The sequence below is a fragment of the Halobellus sp. H-GB7 genome (assembly GCF_030848585.1).
GTDB lineage: Archaea > Halobacteriota > Halobacteria > Halobacteriales > Haloferacaceae > Haloquadratum > Haloquadratum inordinatus.
On the sequence record NZ_JAVDDW010000001.1, the window covers coordinates 750,957 to 768,045 of the forward strand.

The following is a 17,089-nucleotide window of genomic DNA, read 5'->3' on the forward strand; positions in this document are numbered from 1 at the left end:
CGGCTACGGCGTCGCCGCGCCTTCCTCGTCGTCCGGCGAGAGCCGGCCGAGGACGTAGACGGCGATGAGAATCGCCAGGAGTAGGATCTCGAAGACGACGACGGCGATGAACGGCAGGTCGATGCCGAAGAACCCGAACACGGTCCGGAGTTCGACCGCGACCGGGATGGTGAACGCCGCGAGCACTAAGAACAGCGCGGGAGAGATCCGCCGCATCAGCGGCTCACCTCCTGCAGACTGTCAACGACGGCATCGACCGGCGCGACGCCGGCGAGAGAGTCGAGCGAGACGTTCGTGACCGCAGCGACGGTGGCGTCGACGAGCCACTCCAGCGAGAAGGCGACCGAGAAGCCGCGGCTCCCACCGAAGAGCCCGGCGTCGCTGATGATTCCCGCGAGCGGAAGCGTGTACGCGAGGATCACGAGGACGACGGCGATCCCGGTCCACAGCGCGAGGTTGTCGAGGACGAGCGGCGCCCCGCTCGACGAGGAGAGCGGCTCCGGAATGGTGTCGTCGACCGGCGTGTCGACGCGGTCGTCAGCCCACGTCGCGGCGACGTTGAACAGGAAGATCACGACGCTGACGAACAGCAGCACGCCACCGAGCGCGATCTGCATCCGGATCTCGCTGATGCTCCCCACTGCAGCGACGAAGTCGAAGTTCTGATACTGCGGTTCGGCCGTCCGGCGCGGGATACCGAGCAGGCCGCCGCGGTGCATCGCGTTCGACATAAAGACCATCCCGACGAACCAGGTGATGACCTGAAGCAGCCCGATCGGGCGGCTGTACACCGGCTTTCCGGTGAGTTGCGGCAGCAGCCAGTAGGTCCCGGCCATCATCGTCAGCGCCACGGCGGTCCCCACGGTCATGTGGAAGTGTCCGGGGACCCACAGCGTGTTGTGAACGAGGTAGTTGATGTTCATCCCGGCGTTGATCATCCCCGAGAAGCCGCCGGCCGCGAACATCAGTCCGGCGAGCGCCATTCCTGCGAACGCGGGGTCGCGCCACGGGAGCGCGCCGAGCCAGCGCAGGTAGCCCTCGCCACCGCGCTGTCGTGCCCCGTGTTCGACGCTCGCGACGACGGTGAACGCCGTCAGGAGCGACGGGAGCAGGAGGAACATCGTGTTCGTCATTGCGATGAACTTGAAGCCCTCCGCGATGCCGGGGTCGAGGTACTGGTGGTGGATCCCGACCGGCGTCGACAGCAGAACGAACAGTACGAAGACGACGCGGGCGAGCGGGTCACTGAACAGTCGGCCGCCGGCGAGCTTCGGCAGCACCGTGTACCACAGGAGGTACGCCGGCATCAGCCAGAAGTACACGACCGGGTGGCCGAAGTACCAGAACAGCGTCCGCGTGAGGAGCGGATTGACCGTGTCGATGATCCCGAGCGACCACGGGATGAGGAAGACGACGACGGAGACGGCGACTCCGAGCGTCGAAACGAACCACATAATCATCGTCGTCAGGACCATAAACGCCTGCAGCGGGATCCGCTCGTCGGGGTTGTCCTGCCGCCAGCCGCGGTAGGCCAGGAACCAGTCCGCCCCGGCGATCCACGTGCCGACGATGAACATCGCGGTTCCGATGTAAAACACCGGGTGCGCCTGCAGCGGCGCGTAGAACGTGTACAGGACGTCTGCGCTCATCGGGATCTCGGGAACGAAGCCCGCGAGGATCGCGATCGTCGCGAGCACCGCGCCTGTCGTCATCAGACCGACCCACGCCCACGTCAGGCGGATGTCGGGGACCGGCCGTTCGAAGCCCTTGACGATCGCCCACGTGAACAACCCGACCAGGAAGAAGATCGTGAACCACAGCGCGAGCAGGACGCCGTGTCCCGTCAGGACGGTGTAGTAGTCGACCGAGTCGATGACCCGGAGGACGTTCGTCCGATGCAGTGCCTGAATCAGCCCGAAGAACGCCCCGATCCCGAGCGAGATGAACGAGACCACGAGCGTCGCTTGGACGACTTTCGCTTCCTCTGGATACTTATCTACGAACGTAGCCATCTCAGTTCACCACCATCGTCTCGTTCCATTCGCTCTGCGGGACGACCTGGATACTGCCCTCCATCGCGTGGTGAGCAGAGCCACAGTATTCGTTGCAGAGTAGCCCGTACTTCCGCGGTTCGTTGAACTCGACGGTCATCGTCGAGACCTGTCCGGGAACCGCCATCGTGTTCGCGTTCGTGCCGACGATCTCGTAACCGTGGATCACGTCGGCCGAGGTCACGTGGAACGTCACCCTGGAGTTCGCCGGAACCCGTATCGGCTCGGAGGTTCCGGGCTCGTAGAGGAACTGTTTCGCGATCACGTAGACGTCGTACTCGTTCGGTCCGGTCTTGTAGGTGCCCGGCTCGCTGAACTTCGGATGCTCGTCGAGCGCCGTCGAGTCCACCTGGCCCCCTTCGTCGTTGATCATCTCGATGCCGGCCCCGACCGCGCCGTACGAGACGGTCGCGATGAAGCCGACGATGAGAAGCAGTGCCCCCGCAAGCCAGATTTTTTCGTATCTGTGTATCTCCATAGTGTCACCCGATAACCGTCAGATCGCCGCCGAGGAACTCGACGAAGTACATAAATATCCACATCGCGCCGACGATAACCATATAGATCGCGATGAGGACGAGTGTCCCCACGGGGTCGAAGTCGTCGTGCCCGAGTTGCCTGACGACGCCTGATCGCCCCGACCCGATGACGTACCCCTCGTCGTCGATGGATTCCGTGTCCGGTACCGGAGTTCCCGTCTCTCCGGTGCCATCTCCGGCGGGAGTCGCCACCTCGCCCGTCTCAGTATTCGATTCCGCTGGCATATCGAAGCGTATCGACCGTACGTTCTTGAACGAGGCGTCAGATTCCTACACCGTGGGAATCGCCGAAATGTGGAATCAAACCGATCCAGAAGGTCGAGTATGGAACTCACGCCGCGACTCGCAGGAATGATCGGCCTGTTGTCGATCCTGCCGGTGATCGCGTTCGGCATCTTCCGGACGTGGTGGGCCGGGCTCATCACCCTCGTCAACGTCATCGTCATCTCGATCGCGCTGTATCTCCTGTTTTCTCCGACAGAGGGGGAAGAACACGGCGGCCACGGCGAAAACGGGGCCGGCGCGGCGGGCGACGAGGCGCTCTGATCGGTCGTGCTCTCACCGCCGGCTGTGTCGCTCCCGCCGGTTGCCGGAACGTTACTCTCTGCTGTCGGCGTCGGCGAGGTGTCGGCATCAAACGTCGAGACCGGCGTCTTCCTCGTGATCGGCGCACTCGGCGGCGCACACTGTCTGGGGATGTGTGGGCCGCTGGTGAGCGTCTACGCCGACCGGATCGAAGCGACAGACGACAGCGACGTCGGTCTCTCGCTCCATCAGGTCCGCCAGCACGCCCTGTTCAATCTCGGACGGGCGGGCGGCTACGCGATCGTGGGTGCCGTTCTCGCTCTCGTCGGCGCACTCACCGTCGGCGCGGCCGATTCCGTCGTCTCGATCGGCAACAGCATCCGCGCGGCGACCGGCATCCTCGTCGGTGCACTGATTATGACGACCGGCGCGTCGTACCTGCGCGGCGGTGCTGGGGCGACGGTGCGGTTGCCGGGGCGACTCACCGCCGCGTTCTCTCGGGTCAGCACCGCGCTCACGAGCCGCGTCGACGCGCTCGTCGGTGACGCTCGTATCGCGGGGCTCGGCTTTGGACACGCCTTCCTGCCGTGCCCGATCACGTACCCCGCGTACCTCTATGCGTTCGTGATCGGCGACCCACTGCGGGCGGCATTCCTCCTGTCGTTGCTCGGACTGGGGACGGTCCCGACGCTGTTCGTCTATGGGACGGCGCTGGGAACGCTGTCGACCGGCCGTCGTCGCACGCTGCATCGGGTGCTCGGCGCGGCGTTTCTCCTCCTTGGGTACTTACCGCTGGCGCACGGACTGATGCTCGTCGGGATCCACCTCCCGCATCCGATGATACCGGTCTATCAACCGCTTGGGTGACACGATGACTGACAGAACCGACGCCGACGTGTGTTCGCTGTGTGATCTGCCGACGCCCGATCCGCCCATCACCGACGACGAAGTCGAGGGCGAGTACTGCTGCCGCGGGTGTCTGGAAGTCGCCCGAGCGCTCGGCGGCCCCGACAACGCGGCCGACGCCGACATCGAATCCGAACTCGGCGCGGGGACGGACACCAGCGAGGTTGAACCGCCGGACGACGCCGAGCAAACGTACCTCTCGGTCGACGGGATGCACTGTGCGACCTGCGAGACGTTCATCGAATCCACCGCTGCGAACGACGAGGGAATCTACGCGGCGGAGGCGTCCTACGCGACGGATATGCTCTCGGTCACGTACGATCCCGAGCAGACAGACGTCGACGATCTGGGAGCGCTCTTGCACCGCTACGGCTACGACGTAGACGACCCAGAGGCGACCGACGAGGAGGAGCGATCCGGGCTCGCGACGTTCCTCATCGGCGGCGGCGTCTTCGGAATGATGGTGATGGTCTGGTACGCCGTCTTCCTGTATCCGACCTACCTCGGCTTCCAGCCGCTCGTCGACCTCGGCGGCTTCGACGGACTCTACGTCCTCGGCAACGTCTGGGTGATGTCTTCCATCGTTCTCTTTTACACCGGCTACCCGCTGCTCCGCGGCGCGTACGTCAGCCTCCGCGCCGGCCAGCCGAATATGGACCTGCTCGTCGCGCTCGCGGCCGTCTCCGCGTACGTCTTCAGTATGGGTATGATGCTCGCCGGCCGCACACACGTCTACTTCGACGTGAGTGTCGCCATCGTACTCGTGGTCACCGTCGGCAACTACTACGAGGACCGGATCAAACAGCGCGCCGCGAGTCGGCTGACAGACCTGACGAGCGCCCGCGTCAGCGACGCGACGCGGCTCACGGCCGACGGAGGGACCGAGACCGTTCCCGTCGACGAACTCGACGCGGGCGACAGCGTCCTCGTGCGACCGGGAGAACGGGTCCCCGTCGACGGCGTCGTCGTCGATGGCAGCGCAGCGATCGACGAATCGCTCGTCACCGGAGAGTCGCTGCCGGACCGTCGCGGTCCCGGCGACGACGTCCTCGGCGGCACCGTCGTCACCGACGACCCGATCACGGTCGAGGTGGGCGAGGCGGCAACGAGCACGCTCGATCGCTTGGTCGAACTCCTCTGGGAGATCCAGTCCTCGCGCTCGGGCGCCCAGCGGCTCGCGGACAAGCTGGCGACGGTGTTCGTTCCGCTCGTCCTCACGCTCGCCGTGCTGACAACGATCGGTTTCGTCCTCACTGGGACGCCCCTCACCCAGTCGATCCTCACTGGATTGACGGTGCTCGTCGTCTCCTGTCCGTGTGCGCTCGGCCTCGCGACGCCGCTCGCCGTCGCGGCGGGTGTTCGCGACGCGGCGGAGGCGGGGGTCGTCGTCGCCTCCGACTCCGTCTTCGAGGACGCGCCCGACGCCGACGTCGTGGTCTTCGACAAGACCGGGACGCTGACCGACGGCCGGATGCGCGTGGTCGACGCGTACGTCCACGGCGACGACACGGACGGTGGGGGCCGCGTCCCGCCGACAGCAGCAGACGGCGGCGAGGTTCGATACGCGTCGGACGAGACTGCGGCGCGCGCACTGGCTCTCGCCGCCGCGGTCGAACGCTACGCCTCCCATCCGATCGCGCAGGCCGTCGTCGACGCCGGTCCCGACGCGCTCCCGGACGTGGCTGACCCGAGCACGCATCCGAAAGGCGTGACGGGGACGGTCGACCTGCCCGACGGTGCAGCGAGCGGCGACGACACCGACGAATCCACGACAGTCGTCGTCGGCCACTCGGAACTGCTCTCCGAGCACGGAATCACGATTCCCGACGCGCTTTTCGACGCCGCAGAGACGAGTCGGGCTGACGGTCGCGTCCCGACGTTCGTCGCCTGGGACGGCCGCGCGCGGGCCGTTCTCGACGTGGGCGACGCGCCCCGCGCCGAGTGGGAGTCGGTCGTCGATGACCTCGGCGCGGACCGCGAGATCGTCGTGCTCACGGGGGACGACGAGCGCGCCGCCGAACGGTTCCGTCGACACGCCGCGGTCGACGAGGTGTTCGCGGGCGTGCCGCCCGAGGCAAAAGCCGAGACGGTACAGCGGCTCCGCTCGCGAGGGACCGTCGCGATGGTCGGCGACGGTTCGAACGACGCGCCGGCGCTCGCGAGCGCCGACGTCGGAATCGCACTCGGCTCCGGGACCGACCTCGCCGGTAGCGCGGCGGACGCGGTGATCGTCGAGGAAGGACTGCACGCGGTGCCGGCGGTCTTCGACGTCGCGAGCGGGACGCACCGGCGGATCCGGGAGAACCTCGGTTGGGCGTTCGTCTACAATCTGGTCGCGGTCCCACTCGCGATCGCGGGCGTGCTCAATCCGCTCTTGGCGGCCGTCGCGATGGGCGCGAGCAGCCTTCTGGTCGTCACCAACTCCTCGCGTTCGATCGCGGACCTGAACTCCGGGACGGTGACGGACGAGCGGTCGGTGCCGACGTCCGCCACCGACGGGCGGCCAGCAGCGGACACGGGTCCCGAATCGGGAGTTACAAGTTCTGAGCCCCCTACCGTCGAGTGACCGTAATGACCGACGAGGGACGCTCCGGCGGCGCCGACGACGCAGGCGCGGACCCGTTCGACGTCGAACTGCCGCCCGGGTGGTCGGCGCAGCGACGCGACGGGACGACAGCCTACCAGAACGGATCGGGCGATCACCGCGTCCGAATCGTCGAATTCTCGAAGGGCTTGTCGCTCTACTGGTGGGTCGACGTCTACGTCTACGACGAGGGGTGGGAACACCGCGAAGTCGGTCTCGGCGACAGCTACACCGATCCCGAGGACGCCGCCTCGGCGGTCGAAGCTTACATCGAACGCGTCGCACAAGGCGGCACGACCGAGACGAGCGACACCGGGTCCGACGTCGACGATCCCGATGTCGAGGCAGCGCCGACCGCGGAGCGTCTCGAAGACTTCGATCCGACGGACCGCCCTCCTGAGAAGTGACTGACGAGGGCCGGATTTTTCTCCGCACCCGACGAACGGCCACCTATGAGCCAGCACGCGGCCGTCGACGTCGACCGGATCCTCGTCCCGACCGACGGGAGCGAGGGGGCGACGTCGGCGCTCGATCACGCGGTCACGATCGCGACGGAGACGGACGCGACGATCCACCTCCTGGCCGTCGTCGATCCGTACGGACTGTCGAGCGTCACGGAGCGGCGCGAAGTCGAAGCGGAACTCGAAGCGGTCGTCGCCGACGCCGCCGAGCGAGTCCGCGACGCCGGTATCACGGCCGAGACGGCAGTCGAGGCGGGCTTTCCCCACAAGGAGACCCTGAACGCGGTCGAAGACTACGGCGTAGACCTGGTCGCGATGGGGACGCACGGCCGGACCGGACTGGATCGCTACGTCCTCGGGAGCGTCGCCGAGAAGGTCGTTCGCCTCTCGCCCGTTCCGGTGCTCACGGTCCGCGTCGACGCCGCGGGTGAGCGCCCGTACCGCGACGTCGTCCTGCCGACGGACGGTAGCGACGCCGCAGCACCCGCCGAGCGATGGGGAGTCGATCTCGCCAGCCAGTTCGACGCGACCGTCCGGGCGCTGTCGGTCGTCCCACGAGGCCGGATCCGATCGAGTGAGACGGAGGCGGCCTACGAGGAGGCCGCACAGAAAGCACTCGACCGCGTCAGCGAGCGCGGGGCGGCGGCGGGGGTGGCCGTCCAGACGACGCTCGAACACGGCGTACCGCACCGATCGATCCTCGAATACTGCGACGACACAGACGCTGATCTCGTCGTACTCGGGACCCACGGCCGCACCGGCGTCGAGCGGTTCGTCCTTGGGAGTGTCGCAGAGAAGGTCGTTCGTCTCTCGGAGACGCCCGTCCTCGTCGTCCCCGCGTAGCGTCGCAATCGGGGCGGTCTGTAGATTTTAGTTTTCAGCTCTCCTCTGTGAGTAGTCACTGAGTGATTTAGAGCGTCGTTCGGCGTCAGGGTTCGGAGGCCGAACCGCCGAGTTCGGCGACGAAGTCGGTCCGGATCGTGTGACAGTCCGTTAGAGACGAGCACCCCGGCGTATCTGATTATATTTACTATTGTTTCGTTTATATTTACTGAGTTTAACGATATCCGGGCGAATACGGCCTGTCGACGGGGGTCAGTGAATCTGGCACTCGTCGAGGTCGCTTATGTCTGGAGAACCACAAACCGTGTCCGTTGACACGGACGACAATACTCCGTGGTACCACATCTTCGCCGCAGTGGTTCACACCGCCGGCGAACGAGCCAAGGGGGGCTGTCTTCGTCGACGTGCCCATCCTCGTGCGAGCGGGTGAGGGTGACAGACCACAGACGTAGTGACCCCGTCTTCGTCTCTCGCCTCGCTCGCGTCGAAACGTCACGCTTACTCCGGTCGCTCGCCACCCTCGGGTAATGACCGTTCCGTGCGTCCGCGTGCCGACGAGCGAGGGCGAGGAGACCCGTCAGGCGCTCGCGGACCGCGACCTCATCGATCGCGAGCGCGAGATCACGGTCGAGTCGGGATCGCTCTACATCCCCGTCACCGACGCGGCCGCGGTCCCGGCCGCGTACGACGTGGTCGATCACGACGCCCCCGCGCGGGAGACGCAGACGACGCCCGCGGAGGTGCTCGGCTTCGAACCCTCCTACGAGCGCCTCGGCGACGTCGTCATCCTCGACGAGGACGACGCCGACCGCGCCCGCCGGATCGCCGACGCCATCGTCGAATCGGATCTCCGCGCGCGGACGGTAGTCAATCGCGCCTCGAAAGTTAAGGGCGAACTCCGGGTGCGCGAGTGGGACGTCCTCGTGGGCGAGTCGACCGAGACCGTCCACCGAGAGTACGGCTACGAGTTCGCACTCGACATCGCCGAGGTCTACTTCTCACCGCGCCTCGCGACCGAGCGCCACCGCGTGATCTCCCAGGTCGGCGCCGGCGAGCGCGTGATCGATATGTTCGCCGGCGTCGGCCCGTTCGCGATCCCGATGGCCGGCCGCGACGCGGACGTCGTCGCCTGCGATCTCAACCCCGTCGCCGTCGAGTACCTCCGGGAGAACGCCCGCCGCAACGGCGTCGAAGAACACGTGACGGCGATTCAAGGGGACGTCCGCGACCTCGCCGCCGACTACGCCGGCTGGGCCGATCGGCTCGTGATGAACCTCCCGCACAGCGCCGGCGACTTCCTCGAGACGGCGATGGAACTCGCAGGCGAGGAGTGTATGCTCCACTACTACGACATCCAGCACGAAGACGACCCGTTCGGCCCGGGAATCCGGGCGATCAGAGAGGCCGCGGCGGCCGCCGACCCGGCGTACGACGTCGCGGTCGAAACCGAGCACGTCGTCCGCTCGTACGCGCCACACGAGTACAACGTCTGTCTCGACGTTCGGCTCACGTCGCGGTGATTCGGAAGCCTTTTCTTACTCATCGCAGTACGGTCGAGTGCGTCTGAACGACCGCGCCGGTGTAGCTCAGCTGGCAGAGCGATTCCTTCGTAAGGAATAGGCCGAGGGTTCAAATCCCTCCACCGGCTTCTTTCTGTCGCACGTCACCCACACAGTGAGCGGCTCGTATGTCGCACCTAGAAGAGGTGTTAATCTTCCGAACTGGTCGCTCTCGGCAATTCGACGACAGCGACCGTTCCCTCCGGTTCGTTGTCTTTCAGGGAGACGCTGCCGTCGTACTGTGAGACGAGTGTATCCACGAGATAGAGGCCGACGCCAGCCGCCGGATCGTCCAGTCCAGCCTCGGTCCGCCCGAAGACGGCGTCTTTCTGCCCATCGGGAATACCGGGTCCGTTGTCGGCGACCCGGACGACGACCGTCTCCGATCGAACGTCGCCGTCGATGCTCACGCGCGCCGTCTCCTTGTCGTTGTGCTGGACGGCGTTGTTCAACAGATTTCGGAAGACGGACGTGAGCAGTTCGTTGGCTCTCACTTCGGCCTCGGGTATCTCGGCGGCGTCGAGTTCGGCGTCCACGTACGCCGTCGTCCAACTTTCGAGGACCTGCTCGACGACCCGTTCGACGTTCACGGCCTCCAGCGTCGGCTCTGCGTCCTCTTCGAGCGTCTCGACGAAGTCGCGGACGGTCTTCGTGAGATCGATGACGTGTTGGTCGTGTTTGCGGATCCGGTCGACGATTTCGTGACCCTCTTCGTCGAGGTGCTCTTTCAGCATCTCACTCCAGCCGAGCGAGACGGACATGTCGTTGCGGATGTCGTGTCGAACGATCCGGTTGAGAACCAACAGCTGTTCGTTTCGCATCTCGAGTTCTTTTTCGTACGACTTTCGCTCCGTGATGTCTCGGGAGGTGACGACGATGCCGCCGATTACCGGATCGTCGAGAAGGTTCGTTCCGACCGATTCGAGACACCGCCAGGACCCCGACGCGTGTTTGAACCGCAGCTCTATCGAACGGGTCGGCCCGCCGCTTTCGACGTCGGCCGAGAACCGCTCGATAGCGCGCTGGCGGTCCTCGGGATGCACGTACTCGAAGATCGAATCGCCAACGAGGTCGTCCGGTGAATATCCGAGCACCCGTTCGATCGCCGGACTCTCGTACAGTACCGTCCCGTCCGCAGCGACGAGTGTGACGATGTCCTGGGAGTTCTCGATGAACGCCTCGTAGCGCTCCAGCTCGCGTTCGCGCTCTTTTCGCTCGGTGATGTCGACCGCGACACCGATGACACGCTCGACAGCCCCCGATTCGTCGAAGACGGGCCGATACAGCGTGTCGAACGTCGCGTCGTTGACAGTCACTTCGTCTCGGACACGGGCACCGTCGAGTGCGCGAGTGACGTTTTCGAGTATCGCCGGCGAGTCCCCGTAGACATCGAAGATCGACTCGCCGACCACCTCGTCTGCTGTCAGCCGTAGTTCGTCCAATCCTCTGCCCTGCGAGCACGTGAACACGCCGTCTGTATCGAGCGCGAAGAGGACGAGCGGTGCGTTCTCGAGCATCACCGAGAGCCGGTCCCGTTGCTGTCGCAGTTGCGCTTCGTACTCCTGCCGCTCGGTAACGTCCCGTCCCACGCCAGCGACCAGTCGCGTCCCCTCCTCGGTCGTCAGCGGAACCACGGAGAACTCGTATGGGACGTAGTCATCGCCCTCAGTTCTGAGATCCGCTTCGACGGTGGTGCGGTCGTCCGCCTCCAGTGCAGTCGAGATTGCGTCCGCAACGCGCGTTCGATCTCGCTCCCCGAAGAGATCCGTCGCCGAACTCGATTCGAGTTTGGCTTCCTCGAAGCCACTCACCGCGGCGAGCGCGTCGTTCCAGTAGACGAGATCGCCAGCGGTCGTGCACACGCAGAAGGCATCGTCGAGAGCGTCGAGAGCGGCCGGGAAAAGAGAGAACTCTGCACTACGAGCATCGGCGTCTGTCATCTGTGCGTCCAGTGGGATATCGACGAGGATGCGTGCCGGTTCATTGCATTCGCGTATCGTATACCTAGCGTTGCTGGTTCAAAGACACTGTGGTCCGAAACGTGCAGACGAGGCTCGAAGCGGCTGTCTCATATGCTGATACTGTCGGACAGGGGTTCGTGAATGATGTTGGCACCCACGGGGTGCCGATACTCTGCACACAGTTCTGTCCGACAGTATGAGGCGGCTGCTGCGGTCGGCGGTCGGGCCTGCGCGAAGTCCGAAAAACGCACGGCTATGTGGTCACGTCTCCGGATTCGCCGGGGGCTTCGTCGGCCGTACGGCGTTCGGACGTCGCAGCCCCCCCGGCGACAGCGGGGCGGTCGGACGCTGGTGTTACCGTCACCTCGCGCTTGGGATATGGGATCTCTATGCCGGCATCGTTCAGCGCCTTGTAGAGCGACCGGTTGAGTTCGTGTTGGGCACGTCGTCGCCGCGTCGGGCCGTTAACCCAGCAGAGCAGTTCGTACTGGAGCGCGGAGTCGCCGAACGATCGGAAGCGGGCGCGGGGCTTCGGCGAGTCGAGGACGAGAGATTCAGCGGCAGCAACGTCGACGGCGAGCTCCTCGAAGGCGTCGATGTCGGTTCCGTAGGCGACACCGATCGGAACCCGGACGCGACGGCGGCGCTGGGGTGCCGATTCGTTCGTCACTTTCGCGGCGTTGAGCGTGGCGTTGGGCACGGTGACCATCACTTCGTCGCGGGTGAGAAGCGTCGTCGATCGCACGCCGACCTTGACGACCGTCCCCGCGGTGCCGTCGTCGAGGACGATGTAATCGCCGATCTTGTAGGTGTCGTCGAAGTACAGCGCGATGCCGCCGAAGAAGTTTGCGACCGTGTCTTTCGCCGCGAACCCGACGGCGATGCCGGCGACGCCCGCCGCGCCCAGAAGCGGCGTGATCTCGATCCCCCAGAGCCACAGCAGCGTGCCGGCGCTCCCCAGTAGGACCGATAGCGTCCAGACGTTCGAGAAGACGGGGGCGAAGTCGAATCGGCCGCCCTCCTCGTTGACGGCGGCGACGAGTCGGTTCACCACTTCGTTGGCGGCGTACGCCCAGACGAGAACGATGACCGAAAGCGAAGGCTTTCCGAAGGCCACGTCGAGCGTCTGGGCATCTAGGAGTACCGACGAACGCACTGCGGGGACCTGCGTGAGTACGTACACTCCCACGAGCGCCGCGGTGATGACCAGCGGGGCCCGTAGCGAGGAAATGACGATGTTGTCGTACTCGGTGCTGGTGTTCGAGACGTAGCGCCTGGCGATGCGGAGGATGACGAACTCCATCACGATGGCGCTCGCGAACGAGAGGACGAGCACGAGGGCCGTCGCTTCGATCGCAGAGAGCCCCTCGAACAGTTTCACCAGCGGCGAAAGCATACGGAACCGACGCGATGGGGTGGGATAACCATTTCTACGCTGTGCATCGGACGCCCTCTGCCGCTGGAGAGGTGGGTACCGCGGTGACGTTCGACAACCAACAGAACCGGGCGTACGACCTCCAGGTCGCCGTCAGAAACGCGACGGGCGGGGACCGTCATCGATGCGGACTTCCGATACTCATACTGTCGGACAGCAGTTCGTGAATCATGTTGGCACCCACGGGGTGCCGATGATTTTCACACAGTTCTGTCCGACAGTATCACTATGAGCCGACTGTCAGGTCCGTGGGGGTCGCTTCCGCGAACGAAGCAGCGCGCCCGTCGGCAGTATCAAACGCCAGTGCGTCCCACGCTATCGACGTGCTCCTGTACCGACACACAACTTAGCTCAATTATTTCTTGTACTTTGGAGTGGCTATTCGCAAAACAAGTAATTATTTCCCGTAGGTGGATGATGCTTAAACGGGCACAGTAGAGTGCCCGCCGCAATTCGGTACCCCCCATACCGGGTCGGGTGGCTGTGGACAGCCTTCGCATCACCTCCTACAGTGCCAAACTGTCCACCACAGCCCCCGACTGCTACCGTCGAACTGCCCGGCCGTTCGCCGTCGAGAGACCACCGGCGAGCGACTGCTGCGGAGCGAGAGCACCCAGTCGGAAAAGTGAGCGTGACCGTGTGGTTCGTATCGGAGCAAGTCGCGGCGCGCTCAGGCGTTGCGACGTCCCCGGCCGCGCTGACGGCCAGCGGTGTTGACATACTCGATAGTCGGATCGAACAGAGTGCCGAGAACTACCTCACAGTGGCGATTTTAGCGATTGCCAGCACGCCACACCGGCGATTTTCGAGGGACTCAGTGAGTAAGTGGCATCGGTCCGGTAGTAGCGTTGGCACGGCTTCTCTCTCGGCCACACGCCGTTGTGCGGCCGACAGGATGAGTAGCCGGGCTACACCCGCTCTGGTTAGTATCCGAGCTGGTCACGGACGAGCACGACCGTCGTGCGTCCGTCTTCGAGTTCCTGCCGGAAGATCAGTTGCTTTGCGATCGCGGACTCGACGCCGTAGGCCTCCTTGGCGCGCTCGTTTTCGAGGGGGTACGCGACGGATTCGAGTCGGTCGAGTGCGTCTTCGAGCGTGGGGACGATCTTGTTCACGCCGCTGACGATGACGACGTTGCTCGCGGCGAAGGGATACGCGCCGATTCGACTGCCCGAGCGATCCGCGGCGACGAGTTCGCCCGTCTGCGAGATGGCGTTGATACCGCCGAGGAAGTAATCGGCCGTCTGGGACTCGCGGCGAGCAGCCTGTCGCTCGGCGTCGTCGTCGATGCTCCAGATTTCGTCCGGGAGGCTCTCCCACTCGTGGTCGCCCTCGGTCAGGTACTCGGCGAAGCCGACCTCTTCGAGCGTCGTCGAGTGACCGTTCATCACGGACGCGCCCGCCGGGATGTGAGACTGCAGCGTTTCGAGCGCCTCGTCGGCAGAGTCGACGACGGCGACGTCGAACCCGTTGGCTTCGAGGTTTTCGACCGTCTCCTCGATCGTCTCCTCGTTGGCCTGCTCGTCGAGTGTTGCGTCGATGTCTGCGTCGTCTACGTAGTCAGATTTCTGCTGTGACATATGGGTGATCGGCTTCGGCGATTTACCCTAGTCACGGGTGTTACTTAACGAATCGCGGACACGAGTGTTAGGTGGTTACGCCCACGTCACTTTCGTTTCATACTGTCGGACAGAACGATGTGAAAATCATCGCCACCCCGTGGGTGCCAAAATAATTCAGGAACTGCTGTCCGACAGTATCAGTCGTCGGACGGTGCCGTTCGACGGTTACTTCAGAAACTGGACGGAGACCAGCGCCGTCGGGATGAGAATCGGAATCGTCAGGATCGCGCCGCTGATGACGACGAACGGCGCGACGCCCTGGACGGGGTAGGTGAGCAGATCGACTGCGACCCAGTTCACCACGTTCGCCATTACAGAGTAAGACACGGCGGCAAGTAGCACGATCACGCTGAACGTTCCGGCCACGACAGTCGCGGCACCGGGCGTCGATTCGTTGCTCGTTTCTGTCTGCTCTTGTACACTCATTTCGTATTAACCACTGTTGATATTGTAATAACTTAACACACTTAAAATGATTCGTATGAATCTGAGCCCGCTTCAGATAGCCATACGGCGTATTTTGAACTACTTACTTCTGGACGGCGGTATCGAGATTGAGAGGAAGTAACAATATTATCCGGGTTCGCCCAACCGTTGTGCTCACTCGTAGCGGAGCGCCTCGATGGGATCGACTTTCGAGGCCCGCCACGCCGGATAGAGTCCGGCGACGACGCCGACGCCGATCCCGACGATCACGGCGAAGACGACCCACTCGCCCGCGATCGTGAACCCGACTTCGGCGAACCGCGTCGCGCCCCAGGCGACCACGAGACCGACGGGAACGCCGACGACGGCTCCGACAGTCCCCAGCAAGGCCGACTCCGTGAGGAACAGCTGCATCGTGTCGCGGTTGGTCGCCCCGACTGCTTTCATAATCCCGATCTCCTTGGTCCGCTCTGTGACCGACACGAGCGTGATATTGGCGATGCCGATCGCCGCGACGACCAGCGAGATCACCGCGATCCCGGTCACGAAGCGCGTGATCCGATTGATCACTTGCTGGATCGTCTCGACGATGTCGCCGCTGGTCTGCACCTGGATTTCGGTGCCGTCAGAGAGGAGTTCCGCGGCGTCGGACTCCGTCGTCAGATACGTCTCGGTCGCCTGCTTCACCGACTCGACCGCGTTCGGGTTCGCGACGACGGTCACCTGGGGGTAAGCCCGGACGTCCGCCCCCACCGAGGGGCTCTCGACCGTCGTCGGGTAGAACGGATCGGCCGGCAGGTACACGCGCGGAGTCACCTCGCCGAACCCGGAGACGAAGCCCCCGCGCGTCCCCGAGGTGATGCCGACGACCGTGACGTTCCGCGTCTCACCCGTGGCTAGCGTGAGTTGGACCGTCGAGCCGACGGTGACGTTCCGTTCGAACGCTCTCGCCGCGGCCTCGTTGAGAACGGTCTCGTTGGCTCCGAGTTCGAACGCCTCGCCGCTGACGAGGCTGTCGTCGGTAAATGTCGCCGGCACCGTCGCGGTCGCTTGCCGCTGGGCGATCGTCTGATCGCCGTACGCCATCGTCGAGACGCCGACGATCCCCTGTGGGATGACGGCCTCGACGCCTTCCTGTTCGCGGAGGGTCTCGACGTCGATCTCCGTGAACACGGGCTGACCGAAGCCGGAGACGCGACCGGGCGGGCCGTCGTCTCCGCTCGCGGGCGTGGCGAAGACGTTGTTCGCGTTCGTGTCTCCGATGTCGGCGATGACGGCGGCCTGCACGCTCGCGCCGAAGGTCGCGAAGACGACGACGGAAGCGATCCCGATCACCATCCCGACGACTGTCAGTCCCGAGCGCAAGCGGTGTGCTCGGATCGATCGCGCCGCAATCCGCAGCGCCTCGCGGAACTCCATCGTCAGTTCCGCCCCCGCCTCGTGTCGCGCGAATCGTCGCCGGACGCCGGCGTCGACGCCGAGTCGGGAACTTCCTCGACGTCCTCGATTCGACCGTCGCGGACGTGGACGATCCGTTCGGCGTGCTCGGCGATCCGCCGGGAGTGGCTCACCAGCATAATCGTGTTCCCGCGGTCGTGGATCTCGCCCAGGAGCCGCATAATCTCCGCGCCGGTTTCGGTGTCGACGTTCCCGGTCGGTTCGTCGGCGAGTAGGATCGACGGCTCGGGCGCGAGCGCCCGGGCGATGGCGACCCGCTGGCGCTGCCCGCCGGAGAGTTCGTTCGGCCTGTGGTCGTACCGCGCGCCGAGGCCCACGTCGTCGAGGACCGTCCGCGCCCGATCGAGCCGGTCGTCCCGGTCCCAACCGTCGAAGACGAGCGGCAGCGCGACGTTCTCGACGGCGGTGAGACGCGGCATCAGATTGAACGTCTGGAAGATGAATCCGATGTCAGTGCCTCGCTTCTCGGCGCGGCGGGACTCAGAGACTGCGCCCAGGTCGTCGTCTGCGACGCGAACGCGACCCTCGTCCGCCGTGTCGAGTCCGCCGACGAGGTTGAGAAGCGTCGACTTGCCGGACCCGCTCGGCCCCATCACTGCAGTGTAGGAGCCGGAATCCAGCGACAGCGACACGTCGTCGAGCGCCGTCACGGTCCCGCCGAGTTGGTATCGTTTCGTCACACCCGCTAACTCCACGAGCGGCGTCGGCGTACGCTCGCT

16 protein-coding genes and 1 tRNA gene are annotated in these 17,089 nt (G+C 64.9%); 7 read left to right on the forward strand and 10 right to left on the reverse strand.

The window, feature by feature from the left end:
* Positions 1 to 3: 3 nt before the first annotated feature.
* Genes RBH22_RS04035 through RBH22_RS04050 form a run of 4 tightly spaced genes read right to left on the reverse strand, consistent with a single transcriptional unit; the run spans position 4 to position 2,815 of the window.
* Positions 4 to 216: a CbaC protein gene (locus RBH22_RS04035; RefSeq protein WP_121570864.1), complete on the reverse strand. Its 213-nt coding sequence runs from the start codon at positions 214 to 216 to the stop codon at positions 4 to 6.
* The gene (locus tag RBH22_RS04040) at positions 216 to 2,012 is read right to left on the reverse strand and encodes a b(o/a)3-type cytochrome-c oxidase subunit 1 (protein WP_306676598.1); all 1,797 of its coding nucleotides are present in this window, start codon (positions 2,010 to 2,012) and stop codon (positions 216 to 218) included. Before RBH22_RS04040 ends, RBH22_RS04035 begins: the two co-directional genes overlap by 1 nt.
* Before the next feature lies 1 nt (position 2,013).
* Positions 2,014 to 2,529 carry a cytochrome c oxidase subunit II gene (locus tag RBH22_RS04045; protein ID WP_256290623.1) on the reverse strand — a complete coding sequence of 172 codons (516 nt, stop codon included), beginning with the start codon at positions 2,527 to 2,529 and terminating at the stop codon, positions 2,014 to 2,016.
* A gap of 4 nt (positions 2,530 to 2,533) precedes the next feature.
* Complete coding sequence (locus tag RBH22_RS04050) at positions 2,534 to 2,815, reverse strand: ba3-type terminal oxidase subunit CbaD (RefSeq protein WP_256544957.1); 282 nt, start codon at positions 2,813 to 2,815, stop codon at positions 2,534 to 2,536.
* A 99-nt stretch (positions 2,816 to 2,914) separates the two neighbouring features.
* Here RBH22_RS04050 and RBH22_RS04055 point away from each other — a divergent pair, with 99 nt between their 5' ends.
* The 7 genes from RBH22_RS04055 (at position 2,915) to RBH22_RS04085 (ending at position 9,557) form a co-directional block, all read left to right on the forward strand.
* Positions 2,915 to 3,136, forward strand: coding sequence for a hypothetical protein (locus RBH22_RS04055; protein ID WP_121570867.1), 222 nt, complete (start codon positions 2,915 to 2,917; stop codon positions 3,134 to 3,136).
* 78 nt (positions 3,137 to 3,214) lie between these two features.
* Positions 3,215 to 3,982 carry a sulfite exporter TauE/SafE family protein gene (locus RBH22_RS04060; RefSeq protein WP_306676737.1) on the forward strand — a complete coding sequence of 256 codons (768 nt, stop codon included), beginning with the start codon at positions 3,215 to 3,217 and terminating at the stop codon, positions 3,980 to 3,982.
* Between the two features lie 4 nt (positions 3,983 to 3,986).
* Complete coding sequence (locus RBH22_RS04065; RefSeq protein ID WP_306676599.1) at positions 3,987 to 6,587, forward strand: cation-translocating P-type ATPase; 2,601 nt, start codon at positions 3,987 to 3,989, stop codon at positions 6,585 to 6,587.
* Positions 6,588 to 6,592: 5 nt separating this feature from the next.
* Positions 6,593 to 7,012, forward strand: a complete 420-nt coding sequence (locus RBH22_RS04070; RefSeq protein WP_306676600.1) for a hypothetical protein — start codon at positions 6,593 to 6,595, stop codon at positions 7,010 to 7,012.
* A 45-nt stretch (positions 7,013 to 7,057) separates the two neighbouring features.
* The gene (locus RBH22_RS04075; RefSeq protein WP_306676601.1) at positions 7,058 to 7,909 is read left to right on the forward strand and encodes a universal stress protein; all 852 of its coding nucleotides are present in this window, start codon (positions 7,058 to 7,060) and stop codon (positions 7,907 to 7,909) included.
* Between the two features lie 527 nt (positions 7,910 to 8,436).
* A complete protein-coding gene (locus RBH22_RS04080; protein WP_306676602.1) occupies positions 8,437 to 9,429 on the forward strand; it encodes a class I SAM-dependent methyltransferase family protein in 993 nt (330 codons plus the stop codon).
* A 55-nt stretch (positions 9,430 to 9,484) separates the two neighbouring features.
* A tRNA-Thr gene (locus tag RBH22_RS04085) sits at positions 9,485 to 9,557 on the forward strand.
* A 60-nt stretch (positions 9,558 to 9,617) separates the two neighbouring features.
* Here RBH22_RS04085 and RBH22_RS04090 read toward each other — a convergent pair.
* The 6 genes from RBH22_RS04090 to RBH22_RS04115 all read right to left on the reverse strand — a co-directional run bounded on the left by RBH22_RS04090 (position 9,618) and on the right by RBH22_RS04115 (position 17,050).
* Entirely contained in the window at positions 9,618 to 11,408 is a 1,791-nt protein-coding gene (locus tag RBH22_RS04090; RefSeq protein WP_306676603.1) for a PAS domain S-box protein, read from the reverse strand.
* A gap of 274 nt (positions 11,409 to 11,682) precedes the next feature.
* Complete coding sequence (locus tag RBH22_RS04095; RefSeq protein ID WP_306676604.1) at positions 11,683 to 12,825, reverse strand: mechanosensitive ion channel family protein; 1,143 nt, start codon at positions 12,823 to 12,825, stop codon at positions 11,683 to 11,685.
* Positions 12,826 to 13,787: 962 nt separating this feature from the next.
* On the reverse strand, positions 13,788 to 14,444 hold the full coding sequence (locus RBH22_RS04100; protein WP_256544966.1) for a lactate utilization protein: 657 nt from the start codon (positions 14,442 to 14,444) through the stop codon (positions 13,788 to 13,790).
* A 207-nt stretch (positions 14,445 to 14,651) separates the two neighbouring features.
* Positions 14,652 to 14,912 (reverse strand): hypothetical protein, encoded by a 261-nt coding sequence (locus tag RBH22_RS04105; protein WP_256544967.1) that lies wholly within the window; start codon positions 14,910 to 14,912, stop codon positions 14,652 to 14,654.
* 174 nt (positions 14,913 to 15,086) lie between these two features.
* Entirely contained in the window at positions 15,087 to 16,331 is a 1,245-nt protein-coding gene (locus tag RBH22_RS04110; protein ID WP_306676606.1) for an ABC transporter permease, read from the reverse strand.
* Between the two features lie 2 nt (positions 16,332 to 16,333).
* Entirely contained in the window at positions 16,334 to 17,050 is a 717-nt protein-coding gene (locus tag RBH22_RS04115) for an ABC transporter ATP-binding protein (RefSeq protein ID WP_306676607.1), read from the reverse strand.
* Positions 17,051 to 17,089: the final 39 nt, after the last annotated feature.

Bases quoted from the DNA above. Each gene is read 5' to 3' on its own strand.
- RBH22_RS04100 (WP_256544966.1), bottom strand. From the start codon at position 14,444: ATGTCACAGCAGAAATCTGACTACGTAGACGACGCAGACATCGACGCA.
- RBH22_RS04075 (WP_306676601.1), top strand. From the start codon at position 7,058: ATGAGCCAGCACGCGGCCGTCGACGTCGACCGGATCCTCGTCCCGACC.
- RBH22_RS04055 (WP_121570867.1), top strand. From the start codon at position 2,915: ATGGAACTCACGCCGCGACTCGCAGGAATGATCGGCCTGTTGTCGATC.
- RBH22_RS04090 (WP_306676603.1), bottom strand. From the start codon at position 11,408: ATGACAGACGCCGATGCTCGTAGTGCAGAGTTCTCTCTTTTCCCGGCC.
- RBH22_RS04065 (WP_306676599.1), top strand. From the start codon at position 3,987: ATGACTGACAGAACCGACGCCGACGTGTGTTCGCTGTGTGATCTGCCG.
- RBH22_RS04050 (WP_256544957.1), bottom strand. From the start codon at position 2,815: ATGCCAGCGGAATCGAATACTGAGACGGGCGAGGTGGCGACTCCCGCC.
- RBH22_RS04045 (WP_256290623.1), bottom strand. From the start codon at position 2,529: ATGGAGATACACAGATACGAAAAAATCTGGCTTGCGGGGGCACTGCTT.
- RBH22_RS04105 (WP_256544967.1), bottom strand. From the start codon at position 14,912: ATGAGTGTACAAGAGCAGACAGAAACGAGCAACGAATCGACGCCCGGT.
- RBH22_RS04110 (WP_306676606.1), bottom strand. From the start codon at position 16,331: ATGGAGTTCCGCGAGGCGCTGCGGATTGCGGCGCGATCGATCCGAGCA.
- RBH22_RS04035 (WP_121570864.1), bottom strand. From the start codon at position 216: ATGCGGCGGATCTCTCCCGCGCTGTTCTTAGTGCTCGCGGCGTTCACC.
- RBH22_RS04080 (WP_306676602.1), top strand. From the start codon at position 8,437: ATGACCGTTCCGTGCGTCCGCGTGCCGACGAGCGAGGGCGAGGAGACC.
- RBH22_RS04040 (WP_306676598.1), bottom strand. From the start codon at position 2,012: ATGGCTACGTTCGTAGATAAGTATCCAGAGGAAGCGAAAGTCGTCCAA.
- RBH22_RS04070 (WP_306676600.1), top strand. From the start codon at position 6,593: ATGACCGACGAGGGACGCTCCGGCGGCGCCGACGACGCAGGCGCGGAC.
- RBH22_RS04095 (WP_306676604.1), bottom strand. From the start codon at position 12,825: ATGCTTTCGCCGCTGGTGAAACTGTTCGAGGGGCTCTCTGCGATCGAA.